Here is a 15,219-nt window from a genome sequence, read left to right on the forward strand (position 1 = left end):
CGGTTCACTTGCAGCCGACGCCCTCCTTCACCGCGGGCCACACCTCGACCCCGTCCGGCGTGCGGACGTACGCCTTCGACCGGCCGGCGGTCAGCCACAACTGCCGGTCGTGGAGCCGGTAGCCGGTGTCCCGTGCTCCGGCGGGCATGGTGCCGTCCGGGTCGTACGCGGAGGTGAGCATCCCGTCGAGGACTCCTTCGGGATCGCGCGCGTAGAGCCTGCCGTCCTCGCCCCGGCCGATCGCCAGGAAGCGCGCGCTCTCCCAGTCGCAGTGCGCGGCGCCGACGGAGCTGTGCACCTTCGTGACCGGGACGCGCCGGCCGTCGCGGTCGGTCCAGATCTCGTACGAGGTCGAGTCGGTGAAGCTCGCGGGAAGTTCGGCCGGGTCGCAGGACGCGCTGGTCTCCGGGCCCCAGCCGGGGCGGTGCGGGCGGTCCAGCGCGACGACGACGGCGACCTTGGTGCGGCCGTCGACGTCGTACGAGAACAGCACACGCCTCTTCTCCTTGCGCTCCATCCGGTAGCCGGACTCGGGCAGTTCGGGCTGGTCCATGTCGAAGAACGCCCGCAGGCCCTCCTCGGGCGTCGAGCCGCCGTCGCCTTTGCTCCACGGGTCGCTGCCGCCACCCGAGTAGATCTCCGCGTCGCACTCCAGCGCGCGCCCGGCCGCACCCGACCGCACCCGGATGGCACGGGGGCTGTCCTCGCCGTCGTCCTCGCCGGCCGCCTCCTTCACGGGCACGGTCAGCGGACCGGTGTACGGCGTGGCGGGCGGCGTCCCGGTGACCACGAGGCCGCCGCCGTTCCCGTCCCCGCAGCCCACCGCGGCCGCACCGAGCAGAACCATCGTCGCCGCGAGTCCCTTGCGCATGCCCACCCCTTGCCCTCCGGCTGTCGTCTCCCTCCTTCGACGCCGCGACGACGCGGTTCGTTCGATGGAGGCTCGCGATTCTTCGGAGGGGGAGCTACCGGGTCGCCCGGAAGGTGCGCCGTTACGCCTGGGGGCGAGACGCCGATGGCCACGTGCAGGTGCTGGCGCAGCGAGGCGGCCGTCGCGAAGCCGACCTCGCCGGCGATCCGGTCCACCGAGAGGTCGCCCGACTCCGGCAGCCGGCAGCCGGCAGCCGCGGGCCGCGCGCCGGCCGGGCCGACGGCGGGGATCACCACCGTGTCGGCCGTGCGCAGCACCTCGGGTCCGGGGTCGACTGTGACCGAGAAAACGGCGTCGGTGCGGACCTGCGGTCCGTCGACGCTTCCCGCCGGCCGACGCCGCCGAGGCGCACGCTCTCGGCGGCACCGGACGGGCGGCGGGGAAGCTGGTGCTCGTCGTCGCCTGAGCAGGCCGGGCGAGCCGGTCGCGGAGGCGGGCCGCGCCCGTGACCAGCCTCTCCGGCGCCAACGTCCTTGAGTCAAGGGTGACTTGGAGGACACGACGGGGGGGACGGACGGAGCCACGTCGGCCTCCCAAGCCACACATCCGCGGCGCGACTCGCCGATTAAATCGAAGACATATGTCAATCGAACATGCTGGAATTCACTCCATCGGGGGTAACTTGCAGAGCAAGGAAGAGCTCTGCAACCACCGGCGGCCCGGCAGCGTGTCCTCACGCGCCGGACGTCGTCGCCCGGCTCCCGGTCTCACTGGCCCCTGCCTTCGGCAGCGGGCCGGCTGCCGGTTGGAGGTGATGTCTTCGTGCCGCACGACCCCGCACCCCCGACCCGGCATCTGCGTATCCGTCAGGACCGCGGACATGTCGTCCTGGAGTTCCACGGGGAGATCGACATCCTCGCGGCGCTGGAGATCGCCCCGGCCCTGGACGCCGTCACCGGCGGCCGGGCACCGCAGGTCGTCATCGACCTGCGGCCCGCCGACTTCTTCGACTGCTCGGGCCTGCGCCTGCTGTACCGCGCCAGGCGGCGCGTCCTCGACCGCGGCGGGCGGCTGCACCTCGTCTGCACCCAGGCGCTGACGCTGCGCGTCCTGCGGGCGACCGGTCTCGCACGGCTGCTGCCGCCCTCCGCGTCCCTCGACGAGGCGTTCAGCCGCCCGGAGGCTACTTCCGGATCCTTGTGACCTGCCCCGCACCGACCGTGCGGCCGCCCTCACGGATGGCGAACTTCAGCCCCTCCTCCATGGCGATCGGCTGGATCAACTGCACCTGCATGGTGGTGTTGTCGCCCGGCATCACCATGTCGGTCCCCTTGGGCAGCGTCACCACCCCGGTGACGTCCGTGGTGCGGAAGTAGAACTGCGGGCGGTAGTTGTCGAAGAAGGGCGTGTGCCGGCCGCCCTCGTCCTTCGACAGGATGTAGGCCCGCGCCTCGAACTCCGTGTGCGGCGTGACCGATCCGGGCTTGATGACGACCTGCCCGCGCTCCACGTCCTCCCGCTTCACACCGCGCAGCAGCAGTCCCACGTTCTCCCCCGCACGTCCCTCGTCGAGGAGCTTGCGGAACATCTCGACGCCGGTCACCGTGGTCTTCGTCTTCTGCTCGTGGACACCGATGATCTCGACCTCGCTGTGCACCTTCAGCACGCCGCGCTCGATGCGGCCGGTGACGACCGTGCCGCGGCCCGTGATGGTGAAGACGTCCTCGATCGGCATCAGGAACGGCCGGTCCACATCGCGTACCGGCTCGGGCACGAACTCGTCTATGGCAGCGAGGAGTTCGAGGATGGATGCGCTCCACTTCGGGTCGCCCTCGAGGGCCTTGAGCGCGGAGACCTGGACCACGGGCACGTCGTCACCCGGGAATTCGTACTCGGTGAGGAGCTCGCGCACCTCCAGCTCGACGAGTTCCAGGATCTCCTCGTCGTCCACCATGTCCGTCTTGTTGAGCGCGACGACGATGTACGGGACGCCGACCTGGCGGGCCAGGAGCACGTGCTCCTTGGTCTGCGGCATCGGCCCGTCGGTCGCCGCGACGACCAGGATCGCGCCGTCCATCTGCGCGGCGCCCGTGATCATGTTCTTGATGTAGTCCGCGTGGCCCGGGCAGTCGACGTGCGCGTAGTGCCGGTGTTCCGTCTGGTATTCGACATGGGCGATGGAGATCGTGATGCCGCGCTGGCGTTCCTCGGGAGCCTTGTCGATCTGGTCGAACGGCGTGAACGGATTCAGGTCGGGGAACCGGTCGTGCAGCACCTTGGTCATGGCCGCGGTGAGCGTCGTCTTGCCGTGGTCGATGTGACCGATGGTGCCGATGTTGACGTGCGGCTTGGTCCGCTCGAATTTCGCCTTCGCCACTGCGAGCCCTCCTGATCACCTGGGTGACGCCGAGCGTTGCTCGCGGCTTCCCGGGCGGGCACCAGGCCGCTTCCCCGGCCCTGCGGACGGGCGGGAAGTTCCGCTCCTTCCTGTCTATTCGCTCTGGGGCGCGTCGAACAGGGCGCTGACGGACTCACCGTTGTGAATGCGCCGCACCGCCTCGGCGAGCGCCGGCGCGATCGACAGGACGCGGAGCTTCTCCGTGTGTTCCTCGACCGGGACCGGCACGGTGTTCGTGCACACGATCTCCAGGACGTCGCTCTGCTCGCTGAGCCGCTTGAGCGCGCCGGCCGCGAACAGCCCGTGGGTGCAGGCGACCCGGATCGACCGGGGGCCCAGTTCCCGCAGCCTGTCCAGGAGTTCGAGGACCGTGCTGCCCTTGGCGATCTCGTCGTCCAGCACGATCACATCGCGTCCGGCGATCTCTCCGATGACGGAACTGATGCGCACGCGGTCGTCGGCGAACCGCTGCTTGGCACCGGCGGCCACCTGCGCCCCGAGCAGCCGCGCGAACGCCGCGGCCTCCTTGGCGTTGCCCAGGTCCGGCGACACCACGGTCGTACGCGACAGGTCGTGGCCGCGGAAGTGCGCCGCCAGTTCGCGCAGGGCGTGCAGATGGTCCACCGGAACCGAGAAGAAGCCGTGCACCTGCGGGGAGTGCAGTGTCATCGCGAGGACCCTGCTCGCCCCGGCCGCCACCAGCAGGTCCGCCACGAGCCGCCCGCCCATGGAGATGCGGGGCATGTCCTTCTTGTCCGAGCGGGCGTACGAGTAGTGCGGCATGACCACGGTGATCCGGCCCGCCGACGCACCCCTCGCCGCGTCGCACATCATCAGCAGCTCGACGAGGTGCTCCTGCACCGGTGAGACGAGCGGCTGCACGAGGAAGACGTCACGCTCACGACAGTTCGCCTGGAGCTGGACCTCCAGGCAGTCGTTGGCGAAGCGGCTGACGCGGGTCGGGCTGAGGGGGACACCGAGATGGGCGCAGACCTCCGCGGCCAGCTCGGGATGGGCACTACCGCTGAACACGGCGATGTCACGCACGACCGCTCCTCGCATGATCGAACCGGGCCGTGGCGCCGTGCGGCGAGATCGGCCCGGGGTGCGTGTTTCATGCTACTGGGGACCTCCCGGTCACTCGACCGGGGCCAAATTCGGTTGCGGACGACCGCCCGGACCGCGCCATGATGACGACGTCAGAGCCACCCGGCACCCAGGAGAACGACATGCGCCGATTCCTCGGAACACCTCAGCGCCCCCACCGGACGACTGTTCCCGAGGACTCGACCACACATGCACACCCTGAACATCGGAATTCTGGCCCACGTCGACGCGGGCAAGACCAGCCTCACGGAGCGGCTGCTGTTCGACGGCGGCTCCATCGACCGGCTCGGCAGCGTCGACGCCGGTGACACCCGTACGGACGACGGGGCGATCGAACGGCAGCGCGGGATCACGATCCGCTCGGCCGTCGCCGCCTTCCGCGCCGGGGACGTCCACGTCAACCTGATCGACACCCCCGGACACTCCGACTTCATCGCCGAGGTCGAGCGCGCCCTGGAGGTCCTGGACGGGGCGGTGCTGCTGCTCTCCGCCGTCGAGGGCGTGCAGGCGCAGACGCGCGTCCTGATGAGGACGCTGCGGCGGCTCGGCCTGCCCACCCTGGTCTTCGTCAACAAGATCGACCGGGCGGGGGCGCGCGAAGGCGCGCTCCTCGACGACGTACGGCGGCTCCTCACGCCGTACGTCGTCCCGCTCAGCCGCGTCAGCGCCCTCGGCACACCGGACGCCCGGGTCCTGCCGCGGCCCCTCGACGACATCGCGGCCGGCACGCTCGCCGAGGTGGATCCCGGTGTGCTGGCGGCCCTGGTCGACGGTCCGTCGCCGACCCCCGACGAGCTGGAGTCCGCCCTCGCCGCGCGGACGGCCGACGGCTCGGTCCATCCGGTGCTCTTCGGTTCGGCGATCGGCGGGCAGGGCGTCGCGGAGCTGGTCGCGCAGCTGATCCGGCTGGTCCCCGGCCCGACCGTGGCGTCGTCCTCGTCCGGTGAGCCGCGCGGCACGGTGTTCGCCGTACGGCCCGGGCCGGGAGGCGACCGCACGGCCTGGCTGCGCCTGTACGAGGGAGAGGTGAGACAGCGTCAGCGGCTGGTGTTCCGGCGGCGGGAGCCGGACGGCCGGACCGCGCGGGTGCCCGGCCGGGCCTTGGGCATGCAGGTGGTCGGACGGCCGGAGGCCGACCGGCTCACCCCGGGGAACATCGCCGTGCTCCGTGGCGCGGGCGCGCTCCGCGTCGGCGACCGGCTCGGCCCGTCCGGTGACCGGGCGCCGCAGTTCGCCGCTCCGACCCTGGAGACACTGGTCAGGGCCAGGCGTCCCGAGCAGGCCGCCGCACTGCGCGCCGCGCTGCTGGCCCTCGCCGACCAGGACCCGCTGCTGCACGCCAGGCCCGCCACGTCCGGCAGCACCGCGTTGCTGCTGTACGGGGAGGTCCAGAAAGAGGTCCTCGCGGCCACGCTGGCACAGGACTTCGGCATCGAGGCCGACTTCGAGCCGAGCCGGGTGCGGCTGCTGGAGCGCCCGGTGGGCACCGGTGAGGCGTGCGAGGAGATCCAGCGGCACGGGCACGTCGGGTTCTGGGCGACGATCGGGCTGCGGATCGAACCGGGACCGCGCGGCTCCGGCGGAGTCTTCACGTACGAGACCGAACTCGGCGCGCTGCCCCGGGCGTTCCACCAGGCGATCGAGGACACGGTGCACGCCACGCTGCTGAGCGGCCCCCGCGGCCGGCCGGTGACGGACTACCGGGTCACGCTCGTCCGCTCCGGGTTCGCGGCGCCGATCAGCACGGCGGCCGACTTCCGCGGGCTGACCCCCGTCGTGCTGCACCGGGCCCTGGAACAGGCCGGGACCCGCGTGTACGAGCCGTACCACGCCTTCGAGGTGGAGATCCCGCTCGACGCCCTGTCCGCGGTGACCGCCCATCTGGCGGCGTGCGGGGCGGAGTTCGGGGCAACGTCCGGCGGCCGCACCTCGTGGCTGGTCACGGGTGAGCTGCCCGCCGGCAAGGTGCGGGACGTCGAGTTGCGGCTCCCAGGGCTGACGCACGGCGAAGGGGTCTGGTGGTCGCGTGTGTCCGGCGACCGTCCCGTCCGGGTCGCGCGCTGACCGATGCGTCGTGCGGAGCGGCGGATCCGGCCGGTGCTGCGGCAGGGTCGGACGCCGTGCGTCCGCGGCGTACGGCGAACCACGGCGGCGCCCGCGGCCGGCCCGAGACGCGGGCCTGTCACGGCAGTTGGGGGGTAACCGGGTCGTTGAAAGGAGGACCGTCGACATGACGACGTCCATCAAGCGCATGCCCGGTTGGGCGAAGGTGGTCAGCGCCTTCGTGCTGGTGCTCGTGGTGCTGTTCGCCGGGGTGCGGCTGGCCCTTCTGCCCGGGCTGCACGACGTGTTCGGCACCGAGACCCACGACCGGTCGGGTCCCGCGCTGCTCAAGTCGATCCAGGACATCAGCCGCTACGACGCCGCGTCGGGCAACTTCCAGGTGGTCGTGGACCTGGAGAAGGACGCCAAGTACCTGCCCGACGCGATCCGCGGCACCCGCACGCTGTACGTGGGCGCCGGCACGGTCGACGCGTACGTCGACCTCGGCAAGCTCGGCGAGAAGGACGTGACGGTCGACAAGGACCGCACGTCGGCCACGCTCCGGCTCCCGCACGCGGCGCTGGGCAAGCCCGCGCTCGACCCCGACCACTCGTACGCCGTCTCCAAGCAGCGTGGCCTCCTCGACCGGCTCGGCGACGTCTTCTCGGACAACCCGAACGACGAGCGGGCGGTCCAGCGGCTCGCGGCCAAGCACATCGGTGATGCCGCGAAGGACTCCCGCCTCACCGCGCGCGCCGAGGAGAACACCACCGGCATGCTCCAGGGGCTGCTGCGCTCCCTGGGCTTCGAGGAGGTGACGGTCACCTACGGCGCGTGAACCGGTCCCCCCGACGGCAGGGGAACGCCGGGGGCCGGTCCGACCTGGTCCGGACGGCACCACCCCCTACGGCAGGATGCCCGGCAGTGCCAGCGCGCCGAGCAGGGTCGCGCCCGCCAGCGTCCAGGCCACGTAGTCACCGATGTGGCCCGACTGCAGGCGCCGCAACGGCTTTGTCCAAGGCTGCTCGCCGAACGGCTCCGGACGGGACACGGCCAGCGCGGCCAGGCCCAGCGCCAGCACGGTCGAGAGCAGCCCGAGGAACACACCGGCGGGTGTCCAGTGGGGCGAGGTGACCGCCCCGCCGGACCCCGCCTCGCTCACGGCGTGCCCCACCAGGCGTGCGACGCCCGGCACCGCGCCGACGGCGAGGGATCCGGCCAGCAGCAGGGCGGGAACCACGGTCATCGTGTCCGGTACCCGGCTCAGCCGGTGCCGGGTCTCCGGCTCCTCACGGATGCCGGTGGTCTCGTACGCGGACACGTCGCGGGGTTCGGGACCGGCTCCGAGGAACACGCGCGCGGCGACCCGCAGCACGGCGCCCGCGGTCACGGCCGAGACGACGACGAACACCACGGACAGCGGGCCGCCGACCGCCTCTTCCGTGACCGCCTTGCCCAGCCCGGTTCCGAAGGGCGGCAGTCCGGCGAGGCCGGTCGCGCCGAGGGCGAACAGCACGGCGACCCCGCGCAACGACCGGCCGCGACCGTACAGCGCGTGCTCGTCGACGCTGCCGTACCGGTCGAGCAGGATGCCCGTGCAGGCGAAGAGGGCGGCCTTCACGCCGGCGTGTCCCAGGATGTACAGCGCGGTCCCGTCGTCGGCCTCGGGGGTGAGCGAACCGATGCCGATCACGAAGAGCCCCATGTGGGCGACGGTCGAGTAGGCCAGCAGTCGTTTGATGTGCCGCTGGTACCAGCACATGAGGGCGCCGACCACCCCGGTGAGCACGCCGAGGACGACCAGTGCGCGTTCCACGTCGGCCGCCGGGATCCCGCCGGGTCCGTCGAACACCGTGCCGTACACACGCCACACGCCGTACGCACCCATTTCCACCAGCACCCCGGACAGCAGCATGCACACGGGCGTGGGGGCCACGGCGTGCGCGTCCGGCAGCCAGAAGTGGAAGGGCACGGCCGCGGCCTTGACCAGCAGGCCGGTCAGGACGAGCACGAAGGCGGTCAGGGTGAGGGCGTCCGGCCCACCGTGCTCGTCGAGCCCCCTGCCGATCTTCACCATGGCCAGCTCGCCGGTGCGCGCGTAGAGCAGGGCGATGCCGAGCAGCATGGCGTACGCGCCCAGGGAGTTGACGACCCCGAAGGTCAGCGCGCCCTGCACGGCCTTCGCCTCCTCCACGCGATGTCCGGTGAGCGCGTAGGCCACGACGCTCATCAGCTCGAAGAAGACGAACGCGTCGAAGAGGTCTCCCGCGACGGCGAAGCCGCACATACCGGACTGGAACAGCAGCATCAGCGCGGGGAAGGAGCCCGCGTGGCGGCGCGGCGGTTCGTCGAAGTAGCGCCAGGAATACACCAGCGCCGCCAGGGTCAGCAGGGAGGCGAGCGCGGCCATGCCCAGCCCCGGTCCGTCCCCGACGAGGACGATGCCGACGCTCTCGCCGTCCTTCGGCGCCCAGCCGCCCACCCATTCGACCAGCGGAGGCGAGGAGTTGAGCAGCAGGGCGATCGCGAGGACCGCCGTGCCCGCGGAGACGGCGCAGCCCACCGGTTCGGCGACGGCGCGCGGCAGCCGGCGGCCGCCCGCGACCAGCAGTGCGGCTCCGAGCAGCGGTGCCGCTACGAGCAGTGGAAGCAGGTGGTTCATCAGCCGCGCAGCTCCGAGAGCTCGTCGGGGTCGACCGTGCCGTGGCGTTTGGAGACCTGGATGACGAGGGCCAGCAGCAGCGCGGTGACGGTCGCACCGACGACGACGTCGGTCAGGGCGAGGGCCTGCACGACGGGGTCCACGACGGAGCGCGACCCGGGTTCGACGTCGGAGAAGACGGGCGCGGTGCCGCCGTCGCGATAGCCGACGGCGAGCAGCAGGACGTAGGTGGCGGACTGGCAGACGGCGAGGCAGCCCACGGCGTGGATGAGGTTCCGGCTGGTGGCGATCCCGTAGCAGCCGGTCAGGAAGATCCACACGGCGACGAGGTACGGCAGTACGGACATCACGAACCGCTCTCCTTCTCGATCTCCACGGCCTGGTCCAGGAAGCGGGCGAGCAGCACGACGACCGCGCAGGCGACCTCCATGCCGATGGCGGCGTTCAGGAGAGGGACGTTCCCGCCGGACGCCGGCGTGTTGAACGTGCCGTACGGCAGGAGGGTGTTGGCGAGGAACGCCGTCCCGCCGAGCAGCCCCGCGAGGCCCGTGACGAGATAGGCGGAGGCGGCGAGCGCGTCGCCCACCTCGTAGAGACCGATCGGGCGGAGGTTCTCCAGGGCGCGGTAGTCGGCTCCGAGGTACAGCAGATGCAGCGCGGTCGCGGTCACCACCCCGCCCTGGAAGCCGCCACCGGGACTGAGTTGTCCGTGCGCGACGACGTACAGGCCGGTGAGCAGCGCGACGGGAAGCACGACCAGCGCGTACCGGCGTACCGGGAGGGCCACCGCGGCGGGTTCCGGTGCGGCGCGCCGCTCGTCGCGGGTCTGGCGCAGCAGGACCACCGTGCCGATCACGCAGGCGAACAGGATGCCCAGTTCGCCGAGGGTGTCGAAGGCGCGCTGGTCGAAGTTGACGGAGGCGACGGTGTTGGCGGTCTGCCGGGCCAGCGACTCGCGGACCACCCGGTCGCCGTACGGGTGCGTGGCACCGCCGAAGGGTGGCAGCGCCGGGCAGGCGGCGACGAGGAGGGCCGCCAGACCCGCGCCGCCGACGGCCAGGACCCAGCGCCGTACGCGTCGCGTCACCGCGTCCTCCCCTTGTCGCGCTCGCGCCGTCGGACCTTGCGCACCGACAGCATCAGCAGCAGCGGTGTCAGCGCGGAGCCCACGGCCAGCTGCGAGAGGCCCACGTCGGGCGCCTGGAGCACGGTGAACAGGACGGCGAGGGCCGTACCGAGCACCGCGAGGACGAGGGCCTGGCGCTCGGGATCGCGCACGGCGACGGCCGCGGTGGCGCAGGCGGCGACGAGCAGCAGAGCCACCACGATCAGCGGGTCATCCATGACGGCTCCCGGAGAGTCCCCCGGCCAGGGCCCGGGAAGCGACGAGGTTCCCGGCGATCAGCAGGGCGCCGGTCACCAGGAGCTTCAGCATCGCCCTGCCGGGGCCGACGACCGCGCACAGGACGATCACGACAGTGGCCCCGAACGCCGCGACCGTGTAGGTCGCCGCCCGGGCGCCGGGCGGATCCCCTTCAAGGTCCTCGGCGAGCAGCCGGGCGAACACGAGGGTGCCGACGGGGCCGAGGAGGGCGAGGACCAGGGCGAGATCCACGTAGGACGGCCTGCCGTACCCCTGGGCGAGGAGGAGAAGGACGGGGCAGGCCAGCGACGTGGACAGGTTCTGTGCCACGACCCGGCGGCCGAGCGGTCCCGTCGCGACGCCCCACACCGCGGCCGCGCCGCCCAGGGCGAGCACGGCCGTCGCCGTGGCCGTCCAGCCGTTCACCGGCCGCCCACCGCCCGGCGCGCTCCCCGGGCCGCGACCGCACACACGAGAGCCGCGGCCGCTCCCATGACCAGTTCGAGGGTGTCCACCGTGCCGATGAGGACCAGCCACAGCAGGAAGAGCACGGTCCACCAGGCCACGACTTCGAGCGCGCCACGAAGCGCCGTACACGGCGTCACAGGTCACCTCCGCACTCCCTCGATCGCCTTTTTGGGTGCATATATTCCGCTTCGTCATCCAAGCATCGCCACCCCTCCGAGCGGCGGTGGCGCGCGAGGGGCCGATGCCCGAAGTGCCCCGGGAACACGGAAGGAAACCGGTCGCGTGCGGGTCGGGGCAGCGACGCACCCTCGGGGCCCGACCGTCCGCACGACGCTCCCCCGCGACCTCGGCATCGTTGCCGGGATCGCGGGTAACCGCGATTACCCAGAGGGCAGTTGAAAACGGGAGGATCGCATGGTCCGTACGGCATTTCTGACCGGTGCCGTCAGGTCCGGCAGGCGAGCGGCGGCGTCGGCTTCCGGCACCGCGCGCGGGAAGAGGACGGCGAAATCGGACGGGAAGACGACGGCGAAGTCAGGTGGCGGGAAGGCGGCGAAGTCCGGCGGGGAGAAGTCGGCGAAGTCCGGTGGGGGAAGGACGGCACCCGGGACCGGGCGCGGGAAGGCGGCCAGGACCGGCGATGCCAAGTCCGGCCGGACATCGAGGTCCGCCCGGTCCGGAGAGAAGACCACTTCCTGGATGTGGGGGAGCAAGTCCGCGCCCAAAAGGCCGAGTTCGGCCTCAGGCGGCCGGACACCGGCGGCGGCGCGGGACGCCAAGGTACTGCCGCTGCCCGTGCGCCTGCTGGTCATGCTGCTGGCGTTCGCGGCCATGGTGGCCTTCGCCGCCGTGCTCGCCCGGCTGACCCTGGAGCCCTCCCCGGCCTCGGAGGCGCTGGTCCACAGCAATCTCCACCCGGGGCGCTCCCTGCACGCCTACCTCTCCCAGCCGGAGTTCCGCGACGCCGTGAAGCAGGTCGGCGGAAACCTGCTGCTCGGAGTGCCGTTCGGCATCCTGATGCCGACGCTGGCGCCGAAGACGCGGGGATTCCTGCGCGTACTGGTGCTCACCGCGCTCGTCATGCTCCTGGTCGAACTGGCCCAGGGAGCGTTCGTCACGGGACGCGCCTTCGACATCGACGACGTCATCCTCAACACCTCTGGCGCGCTGGTGGGTTACCTGCTGCTCGGGCGCCGGCTCGGACGGGCGGTGCACCCCAAGCGCCGTCGCGCCTGAGAAACCGACCTCCCGATTATTGGTCCGGACCAGAGTCTTGACACGGCCTTACCTCACTTCTTAAATCAAGAGGCGAAGCATGCACCCCCCACCCCAGTCGGCCCACCCGTCACGCGGGTCGCCGTACGGAAGGGAGAGTCATGGACTCCCCGCGCCTGCTCCGCAGATGTCTCCTCGCCGCCCTGTCGGGCGTGCTCGTCGCGTCCGCCGCCGTCGGTACCTCCGCGGCGGCGGACTCCACCGCCGCCCCGGCGGCGGCCGCGGCGGCGGTGACGTTCCAGGACACCTTCGACGGCCCCGCCGGTTCGGCCGTCGACTCCTCCAAGTGGCAGATCGAGACCGGCGACAACGTCAACAACCACGAGCGGCAGTACTACACGTCCGGGAACAAGAACGCGGCACTGGACGGCCAGGGCCATCTGGTGATCACCGCCCGCAAGGAGAACCCGAGCAACTACCAGTGCTGGTACGGCACTTGTCAGTACACCTCGGCACGCCTGAACACCTCCGGGAAGTTCACCACGACGTACGGCCACGTCGAGGCCCGGATGAAGGTCCCGCGCGGGCAGGGCATGTGGCCCGCGTTCTGGATGCTCGGCGACGACATCGGACAGGTGGGCTGGCCCGCCTCCGGCGAGATCGACGTCATGGAGAACGTCGGCTTCGAACCGTCGACGGTGCACGGCACCATCCACGGCCCCGGCTATTCCGGCTCCGGCGGCATCGGCGCGGGCTACTCCCTGCCGAACGGTCAGGCCTTCGCGGACGCCTTCCACACGTTCGCCGTCGACTGGGCGCCCGACTCGATCACCTGGTCGGTCGACGGCACGGTCTACCAGCGCCGGACCCCCGCCGACCTGGGCGGCCGGAGCTGGGTGTTCGACAAGCCGTTCTTCCTGATCCTCAATCTGGCCGTCGGCGGCTACTGGCCCGGCGATCCGGACGGCTCCACCGCCTTCCCGCAGCAACTCGTCGTGGACGAGGTCAAGGTGACCACCGGCGACAGTTCGGGCGGCGGTACCGGCGCTCCGATCAGGGGCCTCGCGGGCAAATGCGTGGACGTCGCCGGGGCGAACTCCGCCAACGGCACCGCCGTCCAGCTCTACGACTGCAACGGCACCGCCGCCCAGAAGTGGACGGTCTCCTCGGACGGAACCCTGCGCGCACTGGGCAAGTGTCTGGACGTCACCGGAAACGGCACCGCGGACGGGACGACCGTCCAGCTGTGGGACTGCACCGGCGGCCCCAACCAGAAGTGGACCGTCACCGGGGCCCACGACATCGTGAACCCGCAGGCCGACAAGTGTCTGGACGTCAAGGACAACAACTCCGCCAACGGGACCCGGCTGCAGATCTGGACGTGTTCCGGCGCAGCCAACCAGAAGTGGACGGTGGGCTGACAGCCCGCCCGGATCTCGTTGCCTGTGCGAGGGCGGCTTCCGGTGCCGATCACGGCACCGGAAGCCGCCAGGCTCACGGCAAACCCTTCTCGACTGCTTGCCGCCGGTCAGCGGCCGTCCCTGATCAGTGCACGTGCGGGCCGGTCGGCCGAGGCCTGCCCCGCGGAACGAGGCCCAGGGCCACGACGGCGCCTGCACCGGCCGCCACGGCGCACACCGTGAACGCGTCGCCGAAACCGCCCACCGAGCCACGCTCGAAGCCGGCTGCGGCGACGGTGGAGACGACGGCGACGCCGATCGAACCACCCACCTCGTGGAAGGTGTTGACCACGCCGGAGGCGAGCCCCGCCTCCTCGTGCTCCACCATGGCAAGTGCGGTCGTCGTGGCGGTGACGAAGACCGCACCGAGGCCGAGAGCGGCGACGACGAAGCCCGGCAGCAGCACGGCGTAGACGCTGCCGGTCTCCGACAGCCGAGTCAGCGGGATGGTTCCGGCGGCTGCGACGGCCATGCCGGCAGCGGCCGTCGGGCGGCTGCCGATCCGGCCGACGAGCCGGGACCCGAGGTGCGCGCCGATGCCGGTGGCCACGGCGACAGGCAGGAACACCAGGCCGGTCTCCAACGGGCTGAGACCGCGGATGTGCTGGAGATAGACGGACCCGAGGAAGAAGTACGCGATCAGCAGTGCGGTGGCGACGAGCATCAGGAACGCGCCCGCGAGCACCGGCCGCCGGGTGAACATCCTCAGGTCCATCAGCGGTGCCCGGCCCGTCCGTTCGACCACCGCGAAGGCCGCGTACGCGACCACCGCACCGGCCAGCGGCAGCACGGTCGAGGCGTCCGCCCAGCCGCTGTCCCCCGCTTCGACAAGGCCGTAGATCAGTGCGGCGGTGCCCGCGGTGACGAGCAGCGCGCCGGGTACGTCGAGCCGTGCGGGCTGCGGGGCGCGGGCCGGGACGAAGGCGGGGAGTGCGACCAGCAGGAGCAGCCCGACCGGCACATTGATGAAGAACACCCATGGCCAGCCGGGCCCGTCGGTCAGGGCTCCGCCGAGAAGCACGCCGGCCGCGGAGCCGATGCCCCCGATGGCCGCCCAGACGCCGAGGGCCTTGTTGCGTTCGGTGCCGTGGAAGGTGGTGGTGACGAGGGAGAGCGCGGACGGGGACAGCAGGGCCGCCCCGATGCCCTGGCCGATCCGGCCGCCGAGCAGCGTCGTGGCGTTCTGGGCCAGACCGGTGAGCAGTGAGGCCGCGGTGAACAGGGCGAGTCCGGCGAGCAGGGTGCGGCGGGCACCGAGGGCGTCGGCGAGCCGGCCACCGAGCAGCATCAGTCCGCCGAAGCACAGGGTGTAGGCGGTCACCACCCAGGTCAGCGTCGACCGGCCGAGATCGAGGTCGGCGGCCATGTCGGGCAGGGCGACGTTCACGACGGTGACGTCGAGGACCAGCATGAACTGGGCGAGACAGATGAGTGCGAGGGCCGCCCAGCGGCGAGGGTCGGGGGGCAGGGGGCGGTCATGTCGGTCCGTCTGCGGCGTACCGGCTGCGGAATGGGTCATCAGGGGTCCTTCGGGCGTGTGTCGGACGTCGGATCTGGCACCGCGGTCTGCGGGAGAAGGAACGCAGCAGCGCGCCCGTCGCGGTGACCCCGGCGCGGCGCACTCAACTGAAC

At 71.7% G+C, this 15,219-nt stretch carries 16 protein-coding genes and 1 pseudogene; 5 read left to right on the forward strand and 12 right to left on the reverse strand.

Annotated elements, in window-relative coordinates; all coding sequences use genetic code 11:
• Positions 1-4 precede the first annotated feature (4 nt).
• Positions 5-871 (reverse strand): hypothetical protein, encoded by an 867-nt coding sequence (locus tag H305_RS0100400; RefSeq protein WP_028798643.1) that lies wholly within the window; start codon positions 869-871, stop codon positions 5-7.
• 94 nt (positions 872-965) lie between these two features.
• Positions 966-1,110 (reverse strand): annotated as a pseudogene (locus H305_RS54275) (AraC family transcriptional regulator); the annotation flags it as partial.
• Between the two features lie 583 nt (positions 1,111-1,693).
• Between H305_RS54275 and H305_RS0100405 the strand changes: the two are divergent.
• Entirely contained in the window at positions 1,694-2,074 is a 381-nt protein-coding gene (locus H305_RS0100405) for an anti-sigma factor antagonist (RefSeq protein WP_028798644.1), read from the forward strand.
• Here H305_RS0100405 and tuf read toward each other — a convergent pair.
• Positions 2,055-3,248 carry an elongation factor Tu gene (gene tuf, locus H305_RS0100410; RefSeq protein WP_028798645.1) on the reverse strand — a complete coding sequence of 398 codons (1,194 nt, stop codon included), beginning with the start codon at positions 3,246-3,248 and terminating at the stop codon, positions 2,055-2,057. The genes H305_RS0100405 and tuf overlap by 20 nt on opposite strands.
• A 114-nt stretch (positions 3,249-3,362) precedes the next feature.
• A complete protein-coding gene (locus tag H305_RS0100415) occupies positions 3,363-4,316 on the reverse strand; it encodes a ribose-phosphate diphosphokinase (protein WP_028798646.1) in 954 nt (317 codons plus the stop codon).
• A 249-nt stretch (positions 4,317-4,565) separates the two neighbouring features.
• Between H305_RS0100415 and otr(A) the strand changes: the two genes are divergently transcribed.
• A complete protein-coding gene (gene otr(A) / locus H305_RS0100420; protein ID WP_028798647.1) occupies positions 4,566-6,440 on the forward strand; it encodes a tetracycline resistance ribosomal protection protein Otr(A) in 1,875 nt (624 codons plus the stop codon).
• 166 nt (positions 6,441-6,606) lie between these two features.
• The gene (locus tag H305_RS0100425) at positions 6,607-7,257 is read left to right on the forward strand and encodes a DUF4230 domain-containing protein (RefSeq protein ID WP_028798648.1); all 651 of its coding nucleotides are present in this window, start codon (positions 6,607-6,609) and stop codon (positions 7,255-7,257) included.
• Between the two features lie 66 nt (positions 7,258-7,323).
• On the opposite strand, the gene H305_RS0100430 is transcribed toward H305_RS0100425, so the two are convergent.
• The 7 genes from H305_RS0100430 to H305_RS53860 all read right to left on the reverse strand — a co-directional run bounded on the left by H305_RS0100430 (position 7,324) and on the right by H305_RS53860 (position 11,724).
• Positions 7,324-9,081, reverse strand: a complete 1,758-nt coding sequence (locus tag H305_RS0100430; protein ID WP_028798649.1) for a complex I subunit 5 family protein — start codon at positions 9,079-9,081, stop codon at positions 7,324-7,326.
• Positions 9,081-9,428 carry a sodium:proton antiporter gene (locus H305_RS0100435; protein WP_037761942.1) on the reverse strand — a complete coding sequence of 116 codons (348 nt, stop codon included), beginning with the start codon at positions 9,426-9,428 and terminating at the stop codon, positions 9,081-9,083. Before H305_RS0100435 ends, H305_RS0100430 begins: the two co-directional genes overlap by 1 nt.
• Positions 9,428-10,168, reverse strand: coding sequence for an MnhB domain-containing protein (locus tag H305_RS0100440; protein WP_028798651.1), 741 nt, complete (start codon positions 10,166-10,168; stop codon positions 9,428-9,430). The genes H305_RS0100435 and H305_RS0100440 overlap by 1 nt, the downstream gene beginning before the upstream one ends.
• Positions 10,165-10,425 (reverse strand): Na(+)/H(+) antiporter subunit B, encoded by a 261-nt coding sequence (locus tag H305_RS0100445; RefSeq protein ID WP_028798652.1) that lies wholly within the window; start codon positions 10,423-10,425, stop codon positions 10,165-10,167. The genes H305_RS0100440 and H305_RS0100445 overlap by 4 nt, the downstream gene beginning before the upstream one ends.
• A complete protein-coding gene (locus H305_RS0100450; RefSeq protein ID WP_028798653.1) occupies positions 10,418-10,870 on the reverse strand; it encodes a monovalent cation/H+ antiporter complex subunit F in 453 nt (150 codons plus the stop codon). Before H305_RS0100450 ends, H305_RS0100445 begins: the two co-directional genes overlap by 8 nt.
• Positions 10,867-11,049 carry a hypothetical protein gene (locus H305_RS0100455; RefSeq protein ID WP_028798654.1) on the reverse strand — a complete coding sequence of 61 codons (183 nt, stop codon included), beginning with the start codon at positions 11,047-11,049 and terminating at the stop codon, positions 10,867-10,869. Before H305_RS0100455 ends, H305_RS0100450 begins: the two co-directional genes overlap by 4 nt.
• Positions 11,050-11,292: 243 nt before the next feature.
• A complete protein-coding gene (locus H305_RS53860) occupies positions 11,293-11,724 on the reverse strand; it encodes a hypothetical protein (protein WP_199791326.1) in 432 nt (143 codons plus the stop codon).
• Here H305_RS53860 and H305_RS0100465 point away from each other — a divergent pair.
• Together H305_RS0100465 and H305_RS0100470 are read left to right on the forward strand one after the other, a co-directional pair.
• A complete protein-coding gene (locus H305_RS0100465; protein WP_051370313.1) occupies positions 11,612-12,148 on the forward strand; it encodes a VanZ family protein in 537 nt (178 codons plus the stop codon). The genes H305_RS53860 and H305_RS0100465 overlap by 113 nt on opposite strands.
• A 140-nt stretch (positions 12,149-12,288) precedes the next feature.
• Positions 12,289-13,548, forward strand: a complete 1,260-nt coding sequence (locus tag H305_RS0100470; RefSeq protein WP_028798657.1) for a lectin — start codon at positions 12,289-12,291, stop codon at positions 13,546-13,548.
• Positions 13,549-13,672: 124 nt separating this feature from the next.
• On the opposite strand, the gene H305_RS0100475 is transcribed toward H305_RS0100470, so the two are convergent.
• Entirely contained in the window at positions 13,673-15,106 is a 1,434-nt protein-coding gene (locus H305_RS0100475) for an MFS transporter (RefSeq protein ID WP_028798658.1), read from the reverse strand.
• Positions 15,107-15,219: the final 113 nt, after the last annotated feature.

Origin of the sequence: Streptomyces sp. 142MFCol3.1, assembly GCF_000424945.1 — a bacterium.
Classification (GTDB): Bacteria; Actinomycetota; Actinomycetes; order Streptomycetales; family Streptomycetaceae; genus Streptomyces; species Streptomyces siamensis.

What these genes read in the sequence shown, in the direction of transcription:
- H305_RS0100400 (WP_028798643.1), bottom strand. Translation starts at nt 871, where the DNA reads ATGCGCAAGGGACTCGCGGCGACGATGGTTCTGCTCGGTGCGGCCGCG.
- H305_RS0100425 (WP_028798648.1), top strand. Translation starts at nt 6,607, where the DNA reads ATGACGACGTCCATCAAGCGCATGCCCGGTTGGGCGAAGGTGGTCAGC.
- H305_RS0100430 (WP_028798649.1), bottom strand. Translation starts at nt 9,081, where the DNA reads ATGAACCACCTGCTTCCACTGCTCGTAGCGGCACCGCTGCTCGGAGCC.
- H305_RS0100435 (WP_037761942.1), bottom strand. Translation starts at nt 9,428, where the DNA reads ATGTCCGTACTGCCGTACCTCGTCGCCGTGTGGATCTTCCTGACCGGC.
- H305_RS0100445 (WP_028798652.1), bottom strand. Translation starts at nt 10,425, where the DNA reads ATGGATGACCCGCTGATCGTGGTGGCTCTGCTGCTCGTCGCCGCCTGC.
- H305_RS0100465 (WP_051370313.1), top strand. Translation starts at nt 11,612, where the DNA reads ATGTGGGGGAGCAAGTCCGCGCCCAAAAGGCCGAGTTCGGCCTCAGGC.
- H305_RS53860 (WP_199791326.1), bottom strand. Translation starts at nt 11,724, where the DNA reads ATGACCAGCAGGCGCACGGGCAGCGGCAGTACCTTGGCGTCCCGCGCC.
- H305_RS0100470 (WP_028798657.1), top strand. Translation starts at nt 12,289, where the DNA reads ATGGACTCCCCGCGCCTGCTCCGCAGATGTCTCCTCGCCGCCCTGTCG.
- H305_RS0100475 (WP_028798658.1), bottom strand. Translation starts at nt 15,106, where the DNA reads ATGACCCATTCCGCAGCCGGTACGCCGCAGACGGACCGACATGACCGC.